A 23,163-nucleotide genomic window follows, 5' to 3' on the forward strand; every position below is an offset into this window, starting at 1 on the left:
ACAAATGGCAACAATTAAAGACATTGCTCAGTTGGCAGGAGTTTCTCCTGCTACTGTTTCAAGAGTGCTCAACTACGATCCTGAACTTTCCGTCGGCTTAGCCACAAAGCAAAAAATTTTTGAAGCAGCGGAACGCTTGAATTATACGAAGCACCGCAAAAATGCAGCAAATGCTAAGCAAACCCTTCGTCTGATCCAATGGTACGACGATACAGAAGAACTTGAAGATCTTTATTATTTGTCTATTCGTTTAGGAATCGAAAAAAAGGCAGAAGAAGCAAATGTTACTTTGTTGAAAGAAACGTGGGATTCTATTAGTGAGCTTCCAGCGGATGGAACGATCGCATTAGGGAAATTCGATGAAGCTCAGCTGTTGGATTTGAAACAATCCCAACAAGCCTTGCTTCTGGTAGATTCTGATGGCACTTCTCAAGGAATCGATTCTATAGTTGTCGATTTTAAGTCGAGTGTTCAAAAAGTCATTGAGCACTTTGTTTCCCAGAATGCACAACATATCGCGATGCTTGCTGGAACAGAATATACAAAGAAAAACCATCAGCGACTAAGAGATCCTAGAATCATGGCATTCCAACAAGTTTTAGCAGAAAAAGGCTACGACGAAGGTTCAATTATCGAAGCAGATTTTTCTGTCGAGTCAGGCTATCAAGCGGTTAAAAAATATTTAAAAACAAATGAGCAGATTCCTGATGCACTTTTTGCGGCTAATGATGCATTAGCGATTGGCGCGCTGAAAGCGATTCAAGAAACAGGTTTAGCGGTGCCAGAAGATATTTCCGTGATGGGTTTCAACGATGTCAGTGTAGCGAAATATGTGACACCCTCTCTTTCTACTGTGAAAGTTTATACGGAATGGATGGGAGAGCTAGCAGTGGAGACAATCCTTCAACTAAGTAATTCCAAAGCACCCGTTTCAAGAAAAATCATTGTTGAAACAGAGTTGATTGTTCGAGAGTCGACGAAATAAAAAAAGAAAAAGTTGTGGTAAAGTGTCGTGATACCGCAACTTTTTTTGTGTATGTAAGGAAGAAACTAGATTTGCCGGTCAGCAGATAATCATGTATCATTGTACTAGTTTTGCCTTTGATATTTTCATCATTGGAATAAAAAAGTATGCTACAATGGAAGGCGAGAATGTTATAGCAGAAAGGATCAAATATATGATTACATTAGGAATAGATACTGCAAATCAAACTTTGGCGATCGGTGTGGTGGAAGATAAACAAATTCTTGGGCAAATACAGACAAATATCAAACGCAACCACAGTGTGACGCTGATGCCTGCCATTGACCAATTGTTTGCAGATCTTCAAATGAGTCCCCAAGACATTGACCGAATCGCGGTTTCTGATGGTCCTGGTTCTTATACAGGACTTCGTATAGGTGTAACGACAGCGAAAACGATTGCTTATACACTAGATAAAGATCTAATAGGAGTATCTAGCCTGAAAGCCATCGCGGCTAATTGTGTCGGGGTGAATAAAATGATTGTGCCCATGTTTGATGCTCGAAGAAAAAATGTCTATGCTGGGGCATACCGCTGGAAAGAAAATAGATTAGAAACTGTACTTGAAGATGTACATATTGCTGCTTCTGATTTGTTTGCACAACTACAAGAGCTGAATGAAGCTATTTATTTTGTTGGGAGTGATTGTCATAAATTTATCTCTGAAATAAAAGAAATGCTGCCTGATGCGATGATTAATACAGTTCCATCATGGGATATCCCAAGCGGTGTGACTGTGGCTCAATTAGGTGCGTTGGATGAACCAGTTGCAGATAAACAAGCTTTTCTCCCTCGTTATTTAAAACGAGTAGAAGCTGAAGAGAAATGGTTAGAGACGCACACGCCTGGAGACGAAAGCTATGTTGAAAAAATTTAAAGCATATGCTAGAAGCCTTTTTCAAGATAAAATGATCTATACAGAAAAAACAATCGAACAAATCGATCGTCGCTATATACTAAGAGAATTGACTATAGAAGATATCAAAGAGCTATTGGATGTCGAACGAGAAGTCTATAATGGCGAGTTGCCATGGACCAAAAGTGCCTTTATGTCAGAATTGAAGTCACCACTTCCTCATCTATATTTAGGGATCTTTGATAATGGAAGAATGATCGGATTTGTCGGCTCAAGAGCGTTCGGTTTAGATTGCCATATCACGAATATTGCTGTTCGACCGGCATACCAGCGAAAACGAATTGGTTCGCTGCTTATTGACGAAATTGAGAACTTTGCTATAATGAATCGCTGTGAGACGATGTCATTGGAAGTACGCATGAGTAATCAGGATGCGCAAAGACTTTATCGGAAATTAGGGTTTCAAGCTACGACAATCAAAAAAAGATATTACACTGAAACAAAAGAAGATGCGTTGGATATGATAAAAATTTTAGAAAATGAGTGAGATTAGTTGATTTGCAGAAAAAAAGATTTTGATGAAGCATATTTGGCAGAATGCGTATGGGCAATTAGCGAAAATGCTTATCCATATGGCTCACCTTGGACGAAGATGCAGTTTTTGACAGATATCCAACAGCCCCACACAGATTATCTTCTTTTAGTTGAAGATAACCAAATCTGTGGTTTTGTCGGGTATTCGAAAGTAATGGATGAAGTCGAAATCACAAATATCGCTGTTGCAGTTTCAGAACAAGGAAAAGGCTATGCACGGCATTTACTACATCTGCTGATTGCGGAACAAATAAAAGATTCGCTGCATGTTTTTTTAGAAGTACGTCTGTCTAATGAAGAAGCAAGAAAACTTTATGAATCAGAAAAGTTCCGTATATTAGGTAAACGGAAATCATATTATCGCAATCCGACAGAAGATGCGATCATTATGAGCAGAAAGTTAAAAACGGAGACGATGAAATGAATGAAGAATTGATTCTGGCAATTGAATCAAGTTGTGATGAAACGAGTGTAGCGGTCGTTAGAAATGGAACAGAGATCTTATCTAACATCGTTGCTTCCCAAATAAACAGTCATAAACGTTTTGGCGGAGTGGTGCCTGAAGTAGCTAGCCGCCATCATGTAGAACAAATAACCTTATGCTTGGAAGATGCACTGGTAGAAGCTGGTGTATCGGCAGAAGATTTATCGGCAGTCGCTGTCACTTATGGGCCTGGACTCGTCGGCTCTTTGTTGATTGGTATTTCTGCAGCTAAGGCTTTTGCTTGGGCACACCAATTGCCTCTGATTCCTGTGAACCATATGGCAGGTCACATTTATGCCGCACGTCTGGTCAAACCATTCCAGTTTCCATTGATGGCACTTCTTGTTAGCGGAGGACATACAGAATTAGTCTATATGCAAGAAGATGGATCATATGAAATCATTGGGGAGACAAGAGATGACGCAGCAGGAGAAGCTTATGACAAAGTTGGAAGAGTATTAGGTCTTTCTTATCCAAGTGGAAAAGAAATCGATCAGCTAGCTCATCAAGGAAAAGATAATTATCATTTTCCACGAGCGATGATCCATGAAGATAATTATGATTTCAGTTTTAGTGGATTAAAAAGTGCATTTATCAATTTGGTGCATAATGCACAACAGCGTGGAGAAGATCTAGACAAAAATGATTTAGCAGCTAGCTTTCAAGCAAGTGTGATTGATGTATTGATTACTAAAACACTTCGAGCTTGTCAAAATTATCCAGTCAAGCAACTGGTTGTAGCTGGAGGTGTAGCGGCCAATCAAGGGTTGCGTGAAGGATTGCAAGCTGCTCTGTCAGCTAAACTCCCTGAAGTAGAATTAGTGATTCCGCCTCTGAGACTTTGTGGAGATAACGCTGCAATGATTGGAGCAGCAGCACATGTGGAAATGCAAAAAAGAAATTTTGCCAGCTATCAGTTGAATGCTGATCCAAGCTTGGTTTTATCTGAATAAATAAAAGAGAGTGTAAAAAAACTGCCCTGCATCAAGTTATAAGAACAGCAAAGAAAAAAACAGCTTCACATGTTTTTGACTTGGTTGAACTTATTACCGTAGATGCAAACTTTTGAACACTATTTATTGTAATAAGGGTTGTGACAGATTTTTGTCACAACCCTATTTTTTTGCCTGTTTTTAATTAATTGTGTTATTTAAATTTATAATATAGCTTGTTTTAGAAGTGTTTCATGCCGATATCTGTAATAAAAAAATAGTTATTATATAAATTGTGTTCGTTTTTTTCCTGTGCTATGATTAATTCAATAAATCATAGGATTTATTCGTATACATAGAAAGTCTAGATACAAAATGAAAAAAGAAAGTAGAGAGAATATGAAGAAAAAGAAACATCTGCCCCTCCGGTTCCTTTAGTTGCATTAGCTGATCAATCAATTACTGCCGAGAAATATCGAACGATCCGGTCCAACATCCAGTTTGCAGCGATTGATCGTGAATTGAATACATTGGTCATCACTTCTTCTGGTCCAGATGAAGGGAAATCTATTACTGCCGCTAATCTAGCAGTAGTTTTTGCAAATAGTGGAAAACAGGTCTTACTTGTAGATGCCGATTTGAGGAAACCAACTGTAGCGTTGTCTTTTCAATTGCCGCATAATGAAGGACTGAGTAATTTACTTAGTGAGCGTGAACGGATAGCGGACGATTACATAACTGAAACACATATAGAAAATCTTTGGGTCTTGCCCAGTGGTCCAAAGCCGCCGAATCCTTCGGAAGTTTTAGGGACGAAAAGAATGGAAGAGATAATAGAGGAACTGATACTTGACTTTGATCTGGTCATTTTTGATATGCCTCCGGTAGCAACTGTAACGGATGCTCAAATCCTTGCAGCAAAAACGGATGGAACGCTACTTGTTGTCAGAGAAAGAAAGACAAAGAAACAAGAGTTGTTAAAAGCGAAAGAACTGTTGCAGATTGCAAAAGCAAATATATTAGGTGTAGTTTACAATGGAACAAAAAAAGAAAGTGATCTCACTTATTATTACCAATCATTTGAATAGACGAAACGAAAAGAAACAGTGATCCCGATAAATATCAGGATCGCTGTTTCTTTTTGTCGCGTTATTCTCTCAAAGCTGGAGTAGTAGCGGTCTTACAGAAAGTAAAATGCTTTTTGTGATAATCTAACAATCCTGAATCACGTAGTTGTTTGATTACTTGTCCAGCAGTTTCACGTGTCGTACCGCTATTCACTGCTAATTCTTTTAAGGTAATTGGATAAGGAATGGTGATATGACCGTCTTCTGTTGGTACGCCAAGTTCTTCTTTCAAAATGAATAGATTTTGTTTCACTCGATCAAAAGCACTGGAGGTTAATCCAATTTGGATACGTAACTCATGTATTTCGACTACTTTAGAAATTTTTTGAATCATATAGATCAGTTGTTCAGGATTTTTTCGTGCTAATTTTTCATAGTAGGAAACAGGAAGATAGAAAGTTTCGATATCAGTCATCGCTTGAGCTGTATAAGTGTAGGTCTCTTCTCCAAACATTCCTGACATAGGAAAAAGGTTATTGGTAGTCACGTAATCATAATAATAATAGGTGGCACTTTCATCGTAACGTTCTAAACGAACAAGTCCTTTGGTCAAGATATATAACCGTTGTCTAGAATCTCCATCATCAAAAAGGATTTGTCCTTTCTTATAGGAACGAAGAACAGTATGTTCCTTGATCTGTTGGAACTCTTCATCCGAGAAATGTTCAAAATCAGGTTGATATCTGAGTTTTGAAAAGTGAAAATCGATTTTATTAACACGCATTAAAAAGTCCTCTCCTTATTGTTCACTATATTTATTGTTACTTTTTTTAAAGAATTTGTAAAGTTTTAACACATCTGAATTAAACATAAGTTTTAATACTTTACAAATTTGATTTGTTATTATGTAAAAAATATACATTCGCATTGAATAATTTATTTTGAAGATAAGTATTTGTGTATAAAAAACAATAATAATACATATAGCAAACGCTAACAATGTTAGTATATTTTATTTTTATGATTTATTCAAAAAAATTTTTTAGATGAATAAATATTTTTTTGGAAGTGTATACAGAATAAAAAATGAATAAATTACGCTTAAAATTAGAAAAACGTTTAATTATTTAATTATCGAATATTAATGTGAGGGATGTCTCATTTTGAATGAGACAAAATTATGAAAGTGATTACAAAAGGAGGCTATCCTATACATGTAATCAAAAAGAAGGAGGCAACACAACATGGATAAACCTATTCACGTTTTCTCTGAAATAGGGAAATTAAAGACAGTTTTACTGAAACGGCCTGGACAAGAAGTGGAAAATTTGACACCAGATATTATGGATCGTCTGTTGTTTGATGATATTCCATATCTTCCGATTGCTCAAGAAGAACATGACAACTTTGCAAAGACCTTGCAAAACGAAGGCGTTGAAACTCTTTACTTGGAAAAATTAGCAGCAGAAGCGATTGACGCAGGCAACGTCAAAGAACAATTCTTGAATAAAATGTTGGATGAATCTCATATCGCATCGAATGCAGTAAGAGATGGTCTTCATGAGTTCCTTCTATCAATGGAAACACAAGAAATGGTAGATAAAATCATGGCTGGGGTTCGTACAAAAGATATCGAAGTACGTTCTAGCAGCCTATATGATCTTTCAGCAGACGACGACTATCCATTTTATATGGACCCAATGCCAAACTTGTACTTTACACGCGATCCTTCCGCATCAATGGGAAATGGGATGACCGTCAATAAGATGACTTTTGAAGCACGTCGTCGTGAATCGATGTTTACAGAATATATTTTGAAACATCATCCAAGATTTGCCAATAAAGGGATTGAAGTATGGTTGGATCGTGAAAATCCAGATCATATCGAAGGTGGAGATGAATTAATCTTAAGCGATAAAGTAGTAGCAGTTGGGATTTCTCAACGAACAAATGCAAAAGCTTTAGAAAAATTAGCACGCCATCTATTCGCAAAAAATTCAGGATTTGAAAAAGTATTAGCAATCAAAATCCCGAACAACCGTGCAATGATGCATTTGGACACCGTATTCACAATGGTAGACCATGACAAATTCACTATCCATCCAGCAATCCAAAGTAAAGACGGTAAGATGGATGTCTTTACGATCGAACCAGATGGTGATGATATCAAGATCACTCATTCAGATAACTTACACGAAACGATGAAAGCTGCTCTTGGATTAGATGATCTTGTATTGATTCCAACTGGTAATGGGGATGAGATCGTTGCCCCTAGAGAACAATGGAATGACGGATCCAATACATTGGCAATCGCTCCAGGTGTCGTAGTCACTTACAATCGGAATTACGTATCGAACGAATTGCTTCGTAGCTATGGTATCAAAGTGTTGGAAATCAATTCAAGTGAATTGTCACGAGGTCGTGGCGGTCCACGTTGCATGAGTCAACCACTTGTCCGTGAAGACTTGAAGTAGTTTATAACCTGACGACAGTCTTACTGTCAGCTGTCGTCAGGATTTCCTCTTTAATCTTAAATAAAAACAATCTAAAGGAGAATGTTTAATATGAAAGAATCAGTATTCCAAGGAAGAAGTTTATTAGCAGAAAAAGATTTTACAAAAGAAGAGTTACAATATTTGATCGATTTTTCAGAACACTTGAAAGACTTGAAAAAGCGTGGGATCCCACATCACTATCTAGAAGGAAAAAATATCGCACTTTTATTTGAAAAAACATCTACACGTACTCGTTCTGCATTTACCACTGCAGCAATCGATCTAGGTGCACATCCTGAATACCTAGGTGCGAATGACATCCAATTAGGTAAAAAAGAATCAACAGAAGATACAGCTAAAGTGTTAGGTCGTATGTTTGACGGAATCGAATTCCGTGGATTCAGTCAAAAAATGGTAGAGGAACTAGCAGAATTCTCTGGCGTTCCAGTTTGGAATGGATTGACTGACGAATGGCATCCAACGCAAATGATCGCTGACTTTTTAACTATCCAAGAAAACTTTGGAACTGTAGAAGGCATCACTGTTGCATACTGTGGGGATGGTCGAAACAATATGGCTAACTCTTTATTAGTAACAGGTGCAATTTTGGGAGCAAACATGCGTATCGTTGCACCAAAAGAGTTACAACCTGAAGAAGAAATCGTCAAAATGGCAGAAGGTTTTGCTGAAAAATCAGGGGCACAATTGATGATTACCGACGATGTTGATAAAGGTGTAGACGGAGCAGACGTTCTTTATTCTGATGTATGGGTATCAATGGGTGAAGAAGATAAATTTGAAGAACGGATCAAATTGTTGAAGCCTTACCAAATCAATATGGAAATGGTAGAAAAAACACACAATACAGATCGTTTGATCTTCTTGCACTGCTTACCAGCTTTCCATGATACAAACACTGTTTACGGTGAACAAATGAAAGAACGTTTTGGCATCACTGAAATGGAAGTAACAGACGAAGTCTTCCGCAGCAAATATGCTCGTCAATTTGACCAAGCAGAAAATCGTATGCATTCAATCAAAGCAATCATGGCGGCAACATTAGGTAACTTGTTTATCCCTCGCGTTTAAGCATAACCACATTCATCTCACGAAAAAACGAGTCAGCATTGAGGGAAAATCACAAAACGCTGGCTCGTTTTGTTATCTAGAAAATTCAGAAGAACTGAAGAAAGGACGAATGAAATGGCCAAACGAAAAGTAGTTGTCGCTTTAGGAGGCAATGCCATCTTGTCTACGGATGCAAGTGCAAAAGCCCAACAAGAAGCGTTAATGGAAACAGCAAAGTATTTAGTGAAATTTATCGAACAAGGAGATGAACTAATCATCTCTCACGGAAATGGTCCGCAAGTCGGCAACCTATTGATTCAGCAGCAAGCTGCTGATTCTGAGAAAACACCAGCAATGCCTTTAGATACATGTGTCGCAATGACAGAAGGGTCAATCGGCTACTGGCTCCAAAACGCGATGGGTGAAGTACTGAAGGAAAAAGGAATCGATAAAGATGTAGTTTCTTTAGTCACTCAAGTCATTGTGGATGAAAACGATCCTTCCTTCAAAAATCCAAGTAAACCAGTCGGCCCATTCTACACGGAAGAAGAAGCGAAAGAACAAATGAATGCTGATTCTACTGTGACATTCAAAGAAGACGCTGGACGTGGATGGAGAAAAGTAGTCGCTTCCCCTAAACCAATCTCGATCAAAGAAGCACGTGTCATCGAAACGCTAGTCGAACAAGGAGTTATCACGGTGTCTGTCGGCGGTGGCGGGATTCCTGTTGTAGAAACAGCTACTGGATTAGAAGGGCGAGAAGCCGTGATCGATAAAGATTTTGCTTCAGAAAAATTAGCCGAAATCATCGATGCGGATTTGCTGATCGTTTTGACAGGTGTAGACAATGTGTATGTCAATTACCAAAAACCGGATCAAAAGAAACTAGAAACTGTTACTGTTTCAGAAATGAAACAATACATTGATGAAAAACAGTTCGCTCCAGGAAGCATGCTTCCGAAAGTAGAAGCAGCTATTGCATTTGTTGAAGCAAAACCGAACGCTAAGGCAATCATCACTTCTTTAGAAAATATCGAAAATCTTTTAGCTTCTGAAGAAGGAACGATTATCGTAGCTGATTAATTTGTTAAGTCTTTCGTATTTACGAAATGATTTATAACTATCCAGGTGGTATTTCTTCTCCTTTAGGCCATCTGGATTGTTTTTTTTATTAGAAACGACTAGCCTTTCGTTTTTTTTTCTGATATAATTCAAGAAAGTTTAATAAGATTAAGATTTGTTGAACAAGAGAGTACTTGTATCATTCTTAGCTAGCGAATTCGGAAGTGGTGGAAGCCGAATGAAGGAGATACAACGAAGCGCACTTGGAGAATTCTGTTTTAAACAGACGGTCGTCTACCGATATCAGATGGAGCTGGTCCTTTTTTAGGACAATTGGAGTGGTACCGCGGGAAATCTCGTCTCTAATGATGGCATACTAAGTATGTCGTCATTAGAGATTTTTTTTGTTGAACAAATAAGAGAGTATTTTAGGAGGAATAAAGATGAATAATAAAGATCTTGTCGCAAAAGCTGTCTATGACGTTGTCAAAGACGATTTGACACTTGAACAAGTCGAACAATTACTAGAAAATCCAAAATCAGCCGAACACGGGGATGTGGCATTTCCAGCCTTTTCATTAGCAAAAGTTTACCGAAAAGCGCCACAGCAAATCGCTGCAGATTTAGCAGAAAAAATCGACTCTGCCAACTTTGAAAAAATCGAAGTGGTTGGACCTTACTTGAACTTTTTCATGAATAAAGAACTTATCAGCAAAAAAGTTTTGCAAACAGTAGTGAAAGAAAAAGAACATTATGGGGATAGCAATATTGGGAATCAAGGGACCGTACCGATCGATATGTCTTCTCCAAATATTGCAAAACCAATCTCAATGGGACATTTACGTTCGACAGTTATCGGTAATTCGATTGGCTTCATTATGGAAAAAATCGGATACCAGCCAATCCGCATCAATCATTTAGGTGACTGGGGCACGCAATTCGGAAAACTGATTGTTGCTTACAAAAAATGGGGTTCAGAAGAAGCGGTCAAAGCAGAGCCAATCAATGAACTGCTTCGTTTGTATGTCCAATTTCATGAAGTAGCTGAAACAGAACCAGAATTAAATGAAGAAGCTCGTGCTTGGTTCAAACGTCTAGAAGAAGGCGATGAAGAAGCTATCCAATTGTGGCAATGGTTCCGTGATGAATCGATGAAAGAATTCAACAAAATCTATGATCTACTAGAAGTACAGTTTGATTCATTGAACGGTGAAGCTTTCTATAATGACAAAATGGATGAAATCGTCGAACTTTTAGAAGAAAAACATTTGCTGAACGAAGATAAAGGTGCGGAGATCGTTGACCTTTCTGCTTACGACTTGAATCCAGCATTAATCAAGAAATCAGATGGCGCGACACTATACATCACACGTGACTTAGCTGCCGCATTGTATCGTAAACGTACCTATGACTTCAAGCAATCTCTATATGTAGTAGGGAATGAACAAAGTTATCATTTCAAACAATTGAAAGCTGTCTTGAAAGAAATGGGCTTTGACTGGTCTGACGATATGCACCATATCCCATTTGGTTTGATCACACAAGGTGGTAAAAAATTATCAACTCGTAAAGGAAAAATCGTCTTACTAGAAGAAGTATTGAATGAAGCAATCCAATCTGCTAAAGAACAGATCAGCGAGAAAAACCCTGATTTAGAAAACAAAGATGTTGTAGCTAAACAAGTAGGGGTTGGAGCAGTCATCTTCCATGATTTGAAAAACGATCGTCTCAATACATTTGACTTCAACTTGGAAGAAGTGGTTCGTTTTGAAGGAGAAACTGGACCTTATGTGCAATATACACATGCTCGTGCAGTCAGTCTGTTGGAAAAAGCAGGATTCGTCCCTTCAGAAACAGCAGACTATGCGTTGAATGACGATATCAGCTGGGAAGTAGTCAAATTGGTTCAAAAATATCCTGAAACAGTCTTATCCGCTGGGGAAAAATATGAACCTTCAGTGATTGCGAAACATGCAATCAAATTAGCACAGGCATTCAACAAATACTATGCTCATACGAAAATTTTAGCTGACGATGAACAAAAAGAAGCACGCTTAGCTTTAGTGTATGCAGTGACTGTATTATTGAAAGAAGATCTTCGTTTGCTAGGACTTCATGCACCAGATAAGATGTAAGAAAAAAAGAATGTGAAATCAGTGATCAGCTCCGAGTCACAAGGAACAATTTCAAAAAACAGCTTCTCGTGTTTGTTGGATATTGTGACTTGTGACCGAGGAGTTGGCAGGAGAACACCGTTTATTCGCAATAAGGGCTGTGACAATATTTTTGTCACAGCCCTTATTGCGAATAAAAGTCATTCTGGATTCTTGTCAGCGCACAAAATGTACTCTGTTAACTCCTTTAAGTTATTTACGCAAAGATCAGCACCAGCTTGTTGGAATCTAAGAGCAACAGACTGTTTTAAGCGATCTTTTTCCTCCATCTCTATTTGTTGGTATGCATCATATGAAAGTCCCATCAGCGAACTACCTTCAATCACACCAACTGTAAACACCCCAGCATTTTTTCCTTCTTGGATATCTGAGACCGTATCTCCAACTTTGATTACTTCATCAACCGACTTGTTTTTGAAATGGTGTATGTTTTTATGAATCATATAAGGAAATGGTCGTCCATATCCTTCGACGTCTTCAGAAGTTGCCATGAAGTCTGGTGAATACCCTCCTTTTTTTGCGGTTTCTGCTACGATTGCCATCATAGGAGCAGTAAATCCAGTCGTGGAACCAATATTGATCCCAACGCTTCTCAACTGCTCGACCGTTTCCAATGTGTCGGGTTTCAAGGTAGAATGCTGGGCCAAATCTTTAAACAGATAATGTTCAAATTGCTGATACAACTCCTCCACCTCTTTTTCCTGAGGTAGTTGTCCATGAATCGCTATCCATTGTTCTTTGACAGAAGGGAGGGAAAGAAGCTGTTGGATATGATCCCATTTTAATTTTCCCATCGGTTCGCGGATCTCTTTGTCAGTCAGTTGGATCCCTTTTTCTAGAAAAGCATTTCTAAAAGCGTGGACAGGAGCCATACAGCCAAAGTCCACAGTTGTTCCTGCCCAATCAAAAATTACAGTTTTAATCATTAATGTTCTCCTTATAGTCTTTGATAATTGCTGTCAGTTCTAAAATGTCTTCTGGATAAATCTCGCCAATATTACCGATACGAAAACATTCATGATCGCTGATCTTCCCAGGATAGATCACAAATCCGTTTTGTTTTAAATGCTGATAGAAATGATTGAAATCAAATCGCCAGTCTTTAGGGTAAAGAAAAGAGGTAATGAATGGCCCCTGATACTCTTGGATGAAAGGCTGGAATCCCATCTCTGTCATTTTTTGTCGTAGCACATGATTATTGGCGAGATAACGTGAATATCGAGTTTCGATCCCTCCTTCTAGCTCTAGTTCCTTCAATGCCTGTTGAAAAGCCAAAACCGTATGAGTAGGGGAAGTGAAACGCCATTTGCCATTCTCGTTTTCCATCACGCGATACTGGTCATACAGATCAAGTGACAAACTTCGACTCACATTTTTTCGCTTTTCTAGTTCCACTTTATTAGCAAGTACAAAAGAAAAACCTGGAACACCTTGAATACATTTATTTGAGCTAGAAATCAAAAAATCGATCCCTAGTTCCGCTACATGAATCGGTATCCCACCAAAGCTAGACATCGCATCTACTATAAACAAAAGATTTCTTTCCTGTACGACAGTAGCAATTTCTTCCAAATCATTTAAAATACCGGAAGTAGTCTCGCTATGGACCATTGCAAGTGCGAAGATAAACGGATTCTCTTCAATCAACTGTGTAATCATATGTGCTTGGGGGATTTGGTGTTCAGGTACTTCATAAACTGCATAGTTTAGTTGCAGATATTTGCACATGGCAACCATTCGTTGACCGTATGCGCCATTTGAACAAATCAGCAAAGTATCTTCTGGTCTAATCACAGTACTTAAAACAGATTCTACCCCAAAGGAGCCGCTGCCTTGCATCAAGACCGTTGTGTATAGTTCTTCCGGTACTTGAGCAAGCTCCAGCAATTTTTTTCTTATCCATTGTGTCATCTCTTTGTATTCTTGATCCCAGGTACAATGATCGGTCAGCATCGCTTTTTTCACTGTTTCAGAAGTCGTTAATGGTCCAGGCGTTAATAATTTATACATGCGATTTCCTTTCATTTCTTTTTTATTGACATACACAAAGAGCAAGACTCTGCTCTTGCTAACATCCAATATAAATGATGAGTATTGTGATTTAATCAAAGTTATGAAAATTTTAAATAAAAACTGATGTATTTTTGTAAAGAGTGTAAAGGTTTATTTAACAAGGAAAATATTGAAAATAAAAAAACACGCATTCCTTATTAGGAACACGTGCTCTGATTAAAAAAGTGATACTTCAGTCGGATGGTGAAGAAATTCTTCTACTCGTTTTGCATCCTCCTCATTTTCTGAGATAATCATGATCGTATCAAATCCAGCAATCGTACTGACGATAGGAGGAGGCTTGATCTCATCTAAAACAGATGCAAATAAATGAGCATTGTCTGGCAAGGTATTAACGATTGTCAAAAAGTGGACTCGTTCGACTTTCAACACAATGTCTTCAATCATTTGAATCAGCCGATCCTCTTCTTCAGTCTTAGTATCAGGAGTACCTTTTTCGCGAAACAACACAAAGCGGGAAATGCCGTTTTCATCAGGTGCCTTCACGATTTTCAGATCACGTATATCTCGAGAAATCGTTGCTTGCGTTGCGGTAACGCCATAATGCCCAAGTTTGTTTAATAGTTCTTCTTGCGTACGGATCGGGAATTCTTCAATGACTTGTTTAATCAGCAAATGTCTTTGAGCTTTGCGCATTTTCTTTCTCCTTTACGAAAGATTTCACATGTATCATAACAAAAAAAAGAAGGATTGCCCAATAATATTCGTCTTTTATATCTAAAATTATTTTATGGAAAAAAGAGAATAAAGAAACAAAGAGAAATCTACTGTTTTTCTTGAATTCTTTTTGTCTTTCAGGTAAACTATTGAATGTTGAGCAGAAAAGTACATTTGCTCTTGCGATATGGATCTTTTGTCTGTATAATAGCTGAGGGTGCTTTATGCATCAGCAAATCCACATTCTTATTGGATTGTCGGTAGGTGCTTGAAAAAGTTTGCCGGCAAGGTAGAAGATAAGAAGAGGGAAAATAAAACCAAATCGGAGGAAACAAACATGGCAGTAATTTCTATGAAACAATTACTAGAAGCCGGCGTACACTTTGGTCACCAAACTCGTCGCTGGAACCCAAAAATGAAGAAATATATCTTCACAGAAAGAAACGGAATCTACATCATTGACTTACAAAAAACAGTTAAATTAGTAGATGCAGCTTATGATTACATGAAGAGCGTTGCTGAAGAAGGCGGCGTAGCATTATTCGTAGGTACAAAAAAACAAGCACAAGAAGCAATCAAAGAAGAAGCAACTCGTGCAGGACAATACTTCGTTAACCATCGTTGGTTAGGCGGAACATTGACAAACTGGGATACTATCCAAAAACGTATCAGCCGTTTGAAACAAATCAATGCAATGGAAGAAGATGGAACTTTTGAAGTTCTACCTAAAAAAGAAGTTGCTGGTTTGAACAAAGAACGCGAACGTCTTGAAAAATTCTTAGGCGGTATCGCTGATATGCCAAGAATCCCAGATGTAATGTACATCGTTGACCCACGTAAAGAACGTATTGCTGTTCAAGAAGCACACAAATTAAATATCCCAATCGTAGCTATGGTTGATACAAACTGCGATCCAGATGAAATCGACGTAGTAATCCCTTCAAACGACGATGCCATTCGTGCCGTTAAATTGATTACTTCAAAAATGGCTGATGCTTTCATCGAAGGAAACCAAGGTGAAGATCAAGTAGTTGAAGAAGATTTCACAGAAGAAAACACAGCAACATCAATCGAAGAAATCGTAGATGTTGTTGAAGGCGACAATTCTTCAGCAGAATAATTTTGAATGATGGAGCTGTTTCAAAGGCTGGGCGACAAGCCTCACTCTCCTTTGAAACAGCTTTTTTTAAAAAGAACACACACAGGAGGAGTTAAACATGGCAGACGTTACAGCTAAAATGGTAAAAGAACTACGCGAAATGACTGGCGTAGGAATGATGGATGCGAAAAAAGCATTAGTTGAAGTAGAAGGCGATATGGAAAAAGCAGTTGATCTTTTACGTGAAAAAGGAATGGCAAAGGCTGCAAAGAAAAATGACCGCATTGCCGCTGAAGGATTAGCTTCAGTTGCTGTGAAAGGTAACACTGCAGCAATCGTTGAAGTAAACTCAGAAACAGACTTTGTATCTAAAAATGAAATGTTCCAAGACTTAGTAAAAGAAATCGCAGAACTTGTTGCTGAAAACAAACCAGCAGACATGGAAGCTGCAATGAAAATCAAAACAGATAAAGGAACGATTGAATCTGATTTGATCGAAGCAACTCAAGTTATCGGAGAAAAAATCAGCTTCCGTCGCTTTGAAGTTGTAGAAAAAGACGACAATGCTGCATTTGGCGGATACTTGCATATGGGCGGACGTATTGCTGTATTGACTGTTCTAGACGGAACAACAGATGAAACAGTTGCAAGAGATGTAGCTATGCACGTAGCAGCTATCAATCCTCGCTATGTAAACGAATCACAAATTCCAGAAGCTGAATTAGAACATGAAAAAACTGTTCTTACAGAACAAGCATTGAATGAAGGCAAACCAGCGAATATCGTTGAAAAAATGGTAGAAGGACGCTTGAAGAAATTCAAAGCAGAAATCGCTTTGGTTGACCAACCATTCGTTAAAGATCCTGATATGACTGTTGAAAAATACGTTGCTTCAAAAGGCGCAACTGTTAAAACATTCGTACGTTTCGAAGTTGGCGAAGGTATCGAAAAACGCGAAGATAACTTTGTAGAAGAAGTTATGAGCCAAGTGAAAAAATAATTCTGTTGAATGACAGACGGGAACGCACGCTTTGTGCGCTCCCTTTTTTTAAGCAAAACAAGAAAAACCAGGCTTAGCGTGTCGAAATCATCTAAGTATGGTAAAATGGCAATAGAAAATATTGGAGGAATGAACATGGTCACACCGAAATATCAGCGTGTAGTCTTAAAATTGAGTGGAGAAGCTTTAGCTGGGGATGCAGGATTTGGAATCAAACCACCAGTAATCAAAGAAATCATCCAAGAAATCAAAGAAGTTCACGAACTGGGCGTTGAAATGGCAATCGTTGTGGGTGGCGGAAATATCTGGCGCGGACAAATCGGAGCACAAATGGGCATGGAACGCGCTCAAGCTGATTACATGGGTATGTTAGCTACAGTTATGAATGCCTTAGCTTTACAGGATACATTGGAAAACGTGGGTGTACCGACACGCGTGCAAACTTCGATTGAAATGCGTCAAATCGCAGAGCCATACATTCGCCGTAAAGCAGAACGTCATTTAGAAAAAGGACGGATTGTTATTTTTGCGGGCGGTACCGGCAACCCGTACTTCTCGACAGATACAACGGCAGCATTACGCGCAGCAGAAATTGGCGCAGATGTTATCCTGATGGCTAAAAACAATGTAGACGGTGTTTATTCTGCTGATCCGAAAGTAGATGCAAATGCAGTGAAATTTGAAGAACTGACTCATCTGGAAGTGATTGCTAAAGGATTACAAGTCATGGATTCAACTGCAAGTTCACTAAGCATGGATAATGACATTCCATTGCTTGTCTTCAATTTAAATGAACACGGAAATATTCGCCGAGCAATCTTAGGTGAAAATATCGGAACGACTGTAAGGGGGAAATAAAAATGGCAGATGCAATTATGACAGAAGCAAAAGAAAAAATGAAAAAAGCAGCACAAAATCTTCAACGTGAACTTGGGCAAATCCGCGCAGGCCGCGCGAATGCTAGCCTTTTGGATCGAATCACTGTGAATTATTACGGTGCACCAACTCCATTGAACCAAATGGCGTCAATCCAAATCCCAGAAGCACGTGTTTTAATGATCACGCCTTTTGACAAGAGCATTCTTCAAGATGTTGAAAAAGCTATTATGGCAAGTGATATCGGAATCAGTCCTACCAATGATGGAAATGTTATTCGTTTGGTTATCCCACAACTGACAGAAGAACGCAGAAAAGAATTAGCTAAAGATGTGAAAAAAGAAGCAGAAAATGCAAAAATCGCGATTCGTAACATCCGTCGTGATGCAATCGATGAATATAAAAAACAACAAAAAAATGGTGACATTACCGAAGATGATTTGCGTGGACTAGAAAAAGACGTACAAACATTGACAGATAACAGCATTAAAGAAGTAGATAAGATCGCTGCTGATAAAGAAAAAGAATTATTGGAAGTTTAATAAAACCATAAAAACAGAGGGGCGGATCATTCCGCTTCCTCTGTTTTTATTTATGTTTCTTTTATTTAAAGATTAAAAAAAGGAAAAATTATTCAGTTTTTAAATAAAAAAACAATGATTTCATAGGAAAAACGTTTAGATATTGCTATAATACTTAAGATAGTGGGAATCTTTTAAGTATAGGAGGAAAAAGAATGTTACGTTTTTTTCCGCAAAAAAACAAATATATTCAAGAAAAAAGCGAATTTCAATTTAATGCCGATGGACCAATTCCTCAACACGTTGCCATCATCATGGACGGCAATGGTCGTTGGGCGCAAAACCGGCGTTTGCCAAGAGTCGCTGGTCATAAAGAAGGTATGGAAACAGTAAAGAAAGTCACAAAGAAAGCATCAAGGCTTGGAGTGAAAGTATTGACGCTTTATGCTTTTTCGACTGAAAACTGGAAGCGACCAAAAGATGAAGTAAGTTTTCTCATGCAACTACCTGTCGACTTTTTTGATACGTTCGTACCAGAATTGATCAAAGAAAACGTCAAAGTCCATGTCATGGGGTATGAGAACGTGTTACCAGAACAGACGCAAGACGCTGTAAAACGTGCAATTGAGCAAACAAAAGACAATACCGGAATGGTGTTAAACTTTGCTTTGAATTACGGAAGCAGAGCAGAAATCGTGACCGCAGTCCAAAACATTGCTGAAGAAGTAGCAAAGGGAGAAATACAGGCAGAAGAAATCGATGATGAAGTGATTGCCAACCATCTAATGACAGGTTTCTTGCCCAAAGAATTACAAGATCCTGAGTTGATGATCCGTACAAGCGGAGAAGAGCGGATCAGTAATTTTCTGTTATGGCAGATTGCATATAGTGAATTGTATTTTACAAAAGCACTTTGGCCTGATTTTGACGGTGCACATCTTGAAGAAGCAATTGCCTCTTATCAAAATCGAGATCGTCGATTCGGCGGTGTAAAAAAAACAGAAAATGAGAAAGGGGATCAGTCATGAAACAACGTGTAATCACAGCAGCCGTGGCGCTTGTCTTGTTTATTCCGATTATATGGATTGGGGGCATAGCGGTTGAGCTTACCGCAGCAGTCTTAGCTGTGGTAGGAGTTTATGAGCTTTTCCGGATGAAAGGATTGACTCTCCTAAGTTTTGAAGGAGTTTTATCCGCTATTGGTGCAGTGCTCCTTGTCTTGCCAAAAGAAAGATGGTTCTTCTTTCTTCCAGAGAACGTCAGTACATTTATGCTATTTTATCTTATCGTTATGATCCTTTTAGGGACGTCAGTTATATCTAAAAATACGTATACGATTGATGAAGCAGGTTTCCCAGTACTTGTCAGTTTGTATGTAGGAATAGGCTTCCAGAATTTCGTCAATGCACGAACAGAAAGTTTAGCTGTTTTGATTTTTGGTCTGTTTATCGTTTGGGCAACTGATATTGGTGCTTATATGGTTGGCCGTCGTTATGGACAACACAAGTTAAGTCCGGATATTTCACCGAACAAAACGATTGAAGGCGCGTTAGGCGGGATCGGAAGTGCTGTTGTAGTCGCATTTCTTTATCTATTGTTGTATCCAGCAAAAGAACTATTCAATCATGGTATGTTTGTCATGCTTCTGATGACGATTATTTTTTCGGCAGTCGGACAATTTGGCGATTTGGTCGAATCAGCAATCAAACGCCATTATGATGTGAAAGACTCAGGAAATATCTTACCGGGCCACGGGGGAATCTTAGACCGTTTCGATAGCTTGCTGTTTGTATTTCCTATCATGCATTTATTTGGCATTATTTAGTAAGTATGCCTGCGTTTCTTTGTGATTTTCATAAAAGACGCAGGTTTTTGTTTCTCATTTTATTGATACTATTGGTGTCTTAGGTATACTATGGTAAAATTATAGTGTTTTAACGTTGTTTAAAAAAACACACAAAAAACAAGTAAAGGAGAAAAAAGCTATGAAAACGATACTAACATTTATCATTGTTTTTGGTATATTAGTGATTGTTCATGAGTTTGGTCATTTCTTCTTTGCGAAACGATCAGGAATCCTCGTTCGCGAATTTGCTATCGGTATGGGTCCGAAAATTTATGGGCATCAAGCAAAAGACGGGACAACATATACGCTTCGCCTATTACCTATTGGCGGTTATGTTCGAATGGCAGGCAATGGGGATGATGAAACAGAAATGGCACCAGGTATGCCTCTTTCTCTTTTACTAAATTCTGACGGCATCGTAGAGAAGATAAATTTAAGTAAGAAAATCCAATTGACAAATGCTATCCCAATGGAATTGAGCCGTTATGATTTAGAAGATGAGCTGACTATCACTGGTTATGTGAATGGAGATGAAACAGAAGTAGTGACCTATCCTGTCGATCACGATGCGACGATTATTGAAACCGACGGAACAGAAATCAGAATTGCACCAAAAGATGTACAGTTCCAATCGGCTAAACTGTGGCAGCGTATGCTGACCAATTTTGCCGGTCCAATGAATAACTTTATCTTGGCAATCGTGTTATTTATTATTCTTGCATTCATGCAAGGCGGTGTTCAAGTGACAAATACTAATCGTGTAGGAGAGATTATCCCTAATGGTGCTGCGGCAGAAGCAGGCTTAAAAGAAAATGATAAGGTAGTTAGCGTGGACGGTAAAGAAATCCACACTTGGAACGATTTGACAACAGTCATCACGAAAAATCCAGGTAAAACATTAGATTTTGAGATCGAACGAGAAGGTAAGATGCAATCTGTCGACGTGACACCGAAATCGGTAGAGTCAAATGGCGAAAAAGTTGGCCAACTTGGCATACAAGCCCCAATGAATACAGGTTTTATGGATAAGATCATCGGCGGAACACGTCAAGCTTTTAGCGGTTCATTGGAAATTTTCAAAGCCTTAGGATCACTGTTTACAGGTTTTAGTTTAGATAAATTAGGCGGACCTGTTATGATGTACCAATTATCTTCAGAAGCAGCAAACCAAGGTGTAACAACTGTTATTGGTTTGATGGCGCTTCTTTCAATGAACCTTGGAATCGTCAATCTGCTTCCGATCCCTGCCTTAGATGGTGGGAAATTAGTGTTGAATATTTTTGAAGGGATTCGTGGGAAACCATTAAGTCAAGAAAAAGAAGGAATATTGACATTAGCTGGCTTTGGATTTTTAATGTTGTTGATGGTGCTAGTTACATGGAACGATATTCAACGATTCTTTTTCTAGAAAAAGTTGACAAATAGGGTATAATAACAAACGATAACTATTTTGAGGAAATAAAGGAGTATATAGAATGAGACAATCAAAAATGTTGATTCCAACATTACGTGAAGTTCCAAATGATGCAGAAGTATTAAGTCATCAAATCTTGCTAAGAGCTGGATATATCCGTCAAGTATCAGCGGGTATCTATTCTTATCTGCCATTAGCAAATCGTGTATTAGAAAAGCTGAAACGTATCATGCGGGAAGAATTTGAAAAAATCGGTGCGGTAGAGATGCTGATGCCTGCTATCTTGCCAGCAGAACTTTGGGAAGAGTCAGGACGTTACGAAACATATGGTCCAAACTTGTATCGTTTCAAGGACCGTAATGATCGAAAAATGATTCTTGGACCAACTCACGAAGAGACTTTTACTGATTTGATGCGTAATGAAATTAATTCATATAAGAAATTACCTTTGAATCTTTATCAAATCCAACCTAAGTATCGTGACGAAAAACGTCCTCGCTTTGGTTTGCTTCGCGGACGTGAGTTTATCATGAAAGATGCATATTCTTTCCATGCAACGGAAGAAAGTTTAGACGAAACGTATAAAGATTATGAAAAAGCCTATACCGAAGTCTTTAAGCGTTGCGGTTTGGAATTTCGTTCGATCATCGGAGACGGTGGCGCAATGGGCGGGAAAGACTCAAAGGAATTCATGGCGATCTCAGAGATCGGGGAGGATACGATTTGTTATTCGACTGAAAGTGATTATGCTGCAAACTTGGAGATGGCTACAAGCTACTATGTGTCAAAAAAATCGCATGAAACACAGCTTGAATTAGAGAAAGTAGCTACACCTAACGTAAAATCAATTGACGAAGTAGCAGATTTCTTTTCTGTTGAACCTCAAAAAATCATCAAGTCTGTATTGTTCATTGCGGATGAACAACCTGTCCTTGTTTTGGTACGCGGAGACCATGAAGTCAATGACGTAAAACTGAAAAACTATCTATCTGCTGACTTTTTAGAAGAAGCGACGGAAGAAGAAGCACAAAAATATCTAGGTGCTGAGTTTGGTTCTGTCGGACCAATCGGTGTTTCAGAGGATGTAAAAGTATATGCAGACCGTTATGTCCAAGATTTAGCGAATGCCATTACTGGAGCGAACGAAACAGGCTTCCACTATAAAAATGTGAATCCAGAACGCGATTTCACTGTGCTTTCTTATGAAGATCTTCGTTTTGTACAAGAAGGAGATCCTTCACCAGACAACAACGGTGTTCTTGCCTTTACTCGAGGAATCGAAATCGGACATATCTTCAAAATTGGCACTCGTTACAGTGAATCTATGGGGGCAACCGTTCTAGACGAAAACGGACGGGAAAAATTTGTGATTATGGGCTGTTATGGTATCGGTGTGAGCCGTTTATTATCAGCAATCGTAGAACAACATTCAGATGAACAAGGAATCAATTGGCCAAAAGGAATTGCGCCATTTGATCTGCATATCGTCCAAATGAATTTAAAAGACGAATACCAAACAAACTTGACGAATGAACTAGAAGAAGCGATGACAAAAGCTGGCTATGAAGTACTGGTTGATGACAGAAATGAACGCGCAGGAGTGAAATTCGCGGATTCTGATTTGATTGGCTGTCCAATCAGAATTACTGTCGGTAAAAAAGCAGTAGAAGGAATCGTAGAAGTGAAAATCAAGAAAACTGGCGAAATGGTTGAAGTACGTAAAGAAGAATTGGCGAATACTTTACCAATCCTCTTGAACCAAGGGGAATAATAAGCGTTAAAACACAGAAAAGTAAAATAGCTGAATCAGCTGTTTTTGACAACCTGATGTTTCGCTTTTAAAATTGGAACTGTGATGTGAATCACAGTTCCAATTTTTTAATGTAAAACTCAGAAAAAACGAGTATACTAAAGGGTACTG

At 38.5% G+C, this 23,163-nt stretch carries 22 protein-coding genes and 1 other annotated feature; of the genes, 18 read left to right on the top strand and 4 right to left on the bottom strand.

From position 1 onward, the window contains the following. Positions 1-4 precede the first annotated feature (4 nt). The 6 genes from AC1F25_RS02620 to AC1F25_RS02645 all read left to right on the top strand — a co-directional run bounded on the left by AC1F25_RS02620 (position 5) and on the right by AC1F25_RS02645 (position 4,978). Entirely contained in the window at positions 5-985 is a 981-nt protein-coding gene (locus AC1F25_RS02620; protein WP_002308880.1) for a LacI family DNA-binding transcriptional regulator, read from the top strand. A 193-nt stretch (positions 986-1,178) separates the two neighbouring features. After that, a complete protein-coding gene (gene tsaB, locus AC1F25_RS02625; protein ID WP_033607578.1) occupies positions 1,179-1,901 on the top strand; it encodes a tRNA (adenosine(37)-N6)-threonylcarbamoyltransferase complex dimerization subunit type 1 TsaB in 723 nt (240 codons plus the stop codon). Continuing rightward, complete coding sequence (gene rimI / locus AC1F25_RS02630; RefSeq protein ID WP_002334782.1) at positions 1,885-2,427, top strand: ribosomal protein S18-alanine N-acetyltransferase; 543 nt, start codon at positions 1,885-1,887, stop codon at positions 2,425-2,427. Before tsaB ends, rimI (AC1F25_RS02630) begins: the two co-directional genes overlap by 17 nt. 6 nt (positions 2,428-2,433) lie before the next feature. Beyond that, positions 2,434-2,898: a ribosomal protein S18-alanine N-acetyltransferase gene (rimI, locus tag AC1F25_RS02635; protein ID WP_479994220.1), complete on the top strand. Its 465-nt coding sequence runs from the start codon at positions 2,434-2,436 to the stop codon at positions 2,896-2,898. Then, positions 2,895-3,911, top strand: a complete 1,017-nt coding sequence (gene tsaD / locus AC1F25_RS02640) for a tRNA (adenosine(37)-N6)-threonylcarbamoyltransferase complex transferase subunit TsaD (protein ID WP_002308884.1) — start codon at positions 2,895-2,897, stop codon at positions 3,909-3,911. Before rimI (AC1F25_RS02635) ends, tsaD begins: the two co-directional genes overlap by 4 nt. 437 nt (positions 3,912-4,348) lie before the next feature. Next, complete coding sequence (locus tag AC1F25_RS02645) at positions 4,349-4,978, top strand: CpsD/CapB family tyrosine-protein kinase (protein ID WP_479994337.1); 630 nt, start codon at positions 4,349-4,351, stop codon at positions 4,976-4,978. Between the two features lie 61 nt (positions 4,979-5,039). Here AC1F25_RS02645 and AC1F25_RS02650 read toward each other — a convergent pair whose 3' ends face one another. Continuing rightward, a complete protein-coding gene (locus AC1F25_RS02650) occupies positions 5,040-5,741 on the bottom strand; it encodes a Crp/Fnr family transcriptional regulator (protein WP_002308887.1) in 702 nt (233 codons plus the stop codon). A 460-nt stretch (positions 5,742-6,201) separates the two neighbouring features. On the opposite strand from AC1F25_RS02650, the gene arcA reads away from it, so the two are divergent. From arcA to argS, 4 genes are all read left to right on the top strand, one after another. Beyond that, complete coding sequence (gene arcA, locus AC1F25_RS02655; protein ID WP_002308888.1) at positions 6,202-7,431, top strand: arginine deiminase; 1,230 nt, start codon at positions 6,202-6,204, stop codon at positions 7,429-7,431. Positions 7,432-7,521: 90 nt separating this feature from the next. Next, positions 7,522-8,541, top strand: coding sequence for an ornithine carbamoyltransferase (gene argF, locus AC1F25_RS02660; protein WP_002288437.1), 1,020 nt, complete (start codon positions 7,522-7,524; stop codon positions 8,539-8,541). A gap of 114 nt (positions 8,542-8,655) precedes the next feature. After that, complete coding sequence (gene arcC, locus AC1F25_RS02665) at positions 8,656-9,603, top strand: carbamate kinase (protein ID WP_002313642.1); 948 nt, start codon at positions 8,656-8,658, stop codon at positions 9,601-9,603. Between the two features lie 148 nt (positions 9,604-9,751). Continuing rightward, positions 9,752-9,949, top strand: a binding site (T-box leader). 76 nt (positions 9,950-10,025) lie between these two features. Continuing rightward, the gene (gene argS / locus AC1F25_RS02670) at positions 10,026-11,717 is read left to right on the top strand and encodes an arginine--tRNA ligase (protein ID WP_002308891.1); all 1,692 of its coding nucleotides are present in this window, start codon (positions 10,026-10,028) and stop codon (positions 11,715-11,717) included. 179 nt (positions 11,718-11,896) lie between these two features. On the opposite strand, the gene phnX is transcribed toward argS, so the two are convergent. The 3 genes from phnX to AC1F25_RS02685 all read right to left on the bottom strand — a co-directional run bounded on the left by phnX (position 11,897) and on the right by AC1F25_RS02685 (position 14,465). Beyond that, positions 11,897-12,682: a phosphonoacetaldehyde hydrolase gene (gene phnX / locus AC1F25_RS02675; protein ID WP_479994221.1), complete on the bottom strand. Its 786-nt coding sequence runs from the start codon at positions 12,680-12,682 to the stop codon at positions 11,897-11,899. Next, entirely contained in the window at positions 12,675-13,766 is a 1,092-nt protein-coding gene (gene phnW / locus AC1F25_RS02680) for a 2-aminoethylphosphonate--pyruvate transaminase (RefSeq protein WP_479994222.1), read from the bottom strand. The genes phnX and phnW overlap by 8 nt, the downstream gene beginning before the upstream one ends. 219 nt (positions 13,767-13,985) lie before the next feature. Next, a complete protein-coding gene (locus AC1F25_RS02685) occupies positions 13,986-14,465 on the bottom strand; it encodes an arginine repressor (RefSeq protein ID WP_002316352.1) in 480 nt (159 codons plus the stop codon). Positions 14,466-14,823: 358 nt separating this feature from the next. Here AC1F25_RS02685 and rpsB point away from each other — a divergent pair, with 358 nt between their 5' ends. The 8 genes from rpsB (at position 14,824) to AC1F25_RS02725 (ending at position 23,013) form a co-directional block, all read left to right on the top strand. Beyond that, positions 14,824-15,606: a 30S ribosomal protein S2 gene (rpsB, locus tag AC1F25_RS02690; RefSeq protein WP_002293880.1), complete on the top strand. Its 783-nt coding sequence runs from the start codon at positions 14,824-14,826 to the stop codon at positions 15,604-15,606. 97 nt (positions 15,607-15,703) lie between these two features. Beyond that, positions 15,704-16,585 (top strand): translation elongation factor Ts, encoded by an 882-nt coding sequence (gene tsf / locus AC1F25_RS02695; protein ID WP_002293878.1) that lies wholly within the window; start codon positions 15,704-15,706, stop codon positions 16,583-16,585. Positions 16,586-16,720: 135 nt separating this feature from the next. Next, complete coding sequence (gene pyrH, locus AC1F25_RS02700) at positions 16,721-17,443, top strand: UMP kinase (RefSeq protein WP_002293877.1); 723 nt, start codon at positions 16,721-16,723, stop codon at positions 17,441-17,443. Positions 17,444-17,445: 2 nt separating this feature from the next. After that, on the top strand, positions 17,446-18,003 hold the full coding sequence (gene frr / locus AC1F25_RS02705) for a ribosome recycling factor (RefSeq protein ID WP_002293875.1): 558 nt from the start codon (positions 17,446-17,448) through the stop codon (positions 18,001-18,003). Positions 18,004-18,197: 194 nt separating this feature from the next. Then, positions 18,198-19,010: an isoprenyl transferase gene (locus AC1F25_RS02710; protein ID WP_002308897.1), complete on the top strand. Its 813-nt coding sequence runs from the start codon at positions 18,198-18,200 to the stop codon at positions 19,008-19,010. Then, positions 19,007-19,807: a phosphatidate cytidylyltransferase gene (locus AC1F25_RS02715; RefSeq protein WP_002308898.1), complete on the top strand. Its 801-nt coding sequence runs from the start codon at positions 19,007-19,009 to the stop codon at positions 19,805-19,807. The genes AC1F25_RS02710 and AC1F25_RS02715 overlap by 4 nt, the downstream gene beginning before the upstream one ends. A gap of 160 nt (positions 19,808-19,967) precedes the next feature. Further along, complete coding sequence (gene rseP, locus AC1F25_RS02720; RefSeq protein WP_002308899.1) at positions 19,968-21,236, top strand: RIP metalloprotease RseP; 1,269 nt, start codon at positions 19,968-19,970, stop codon at positions 21,234-21,236. A 67-nt stretch (positions 21,237-21,303) separates the two neighbouring features. Then, positions 21,304-23,013, top strand: coding sequence for a proline--tRNA ligase (locus tag AC1F25_RS02725; RefSeq protein ID WP_002308900.1), 1,710 nt, complete (start codon positions 21,304-21,306; stop codon positions 23,011-23,013). Positions 23,014-23,163: the final 150 nt, after the last annotated feature.

The organism is Enterococcus sp. M-BR2 (genome assembly GCF_056612775.1).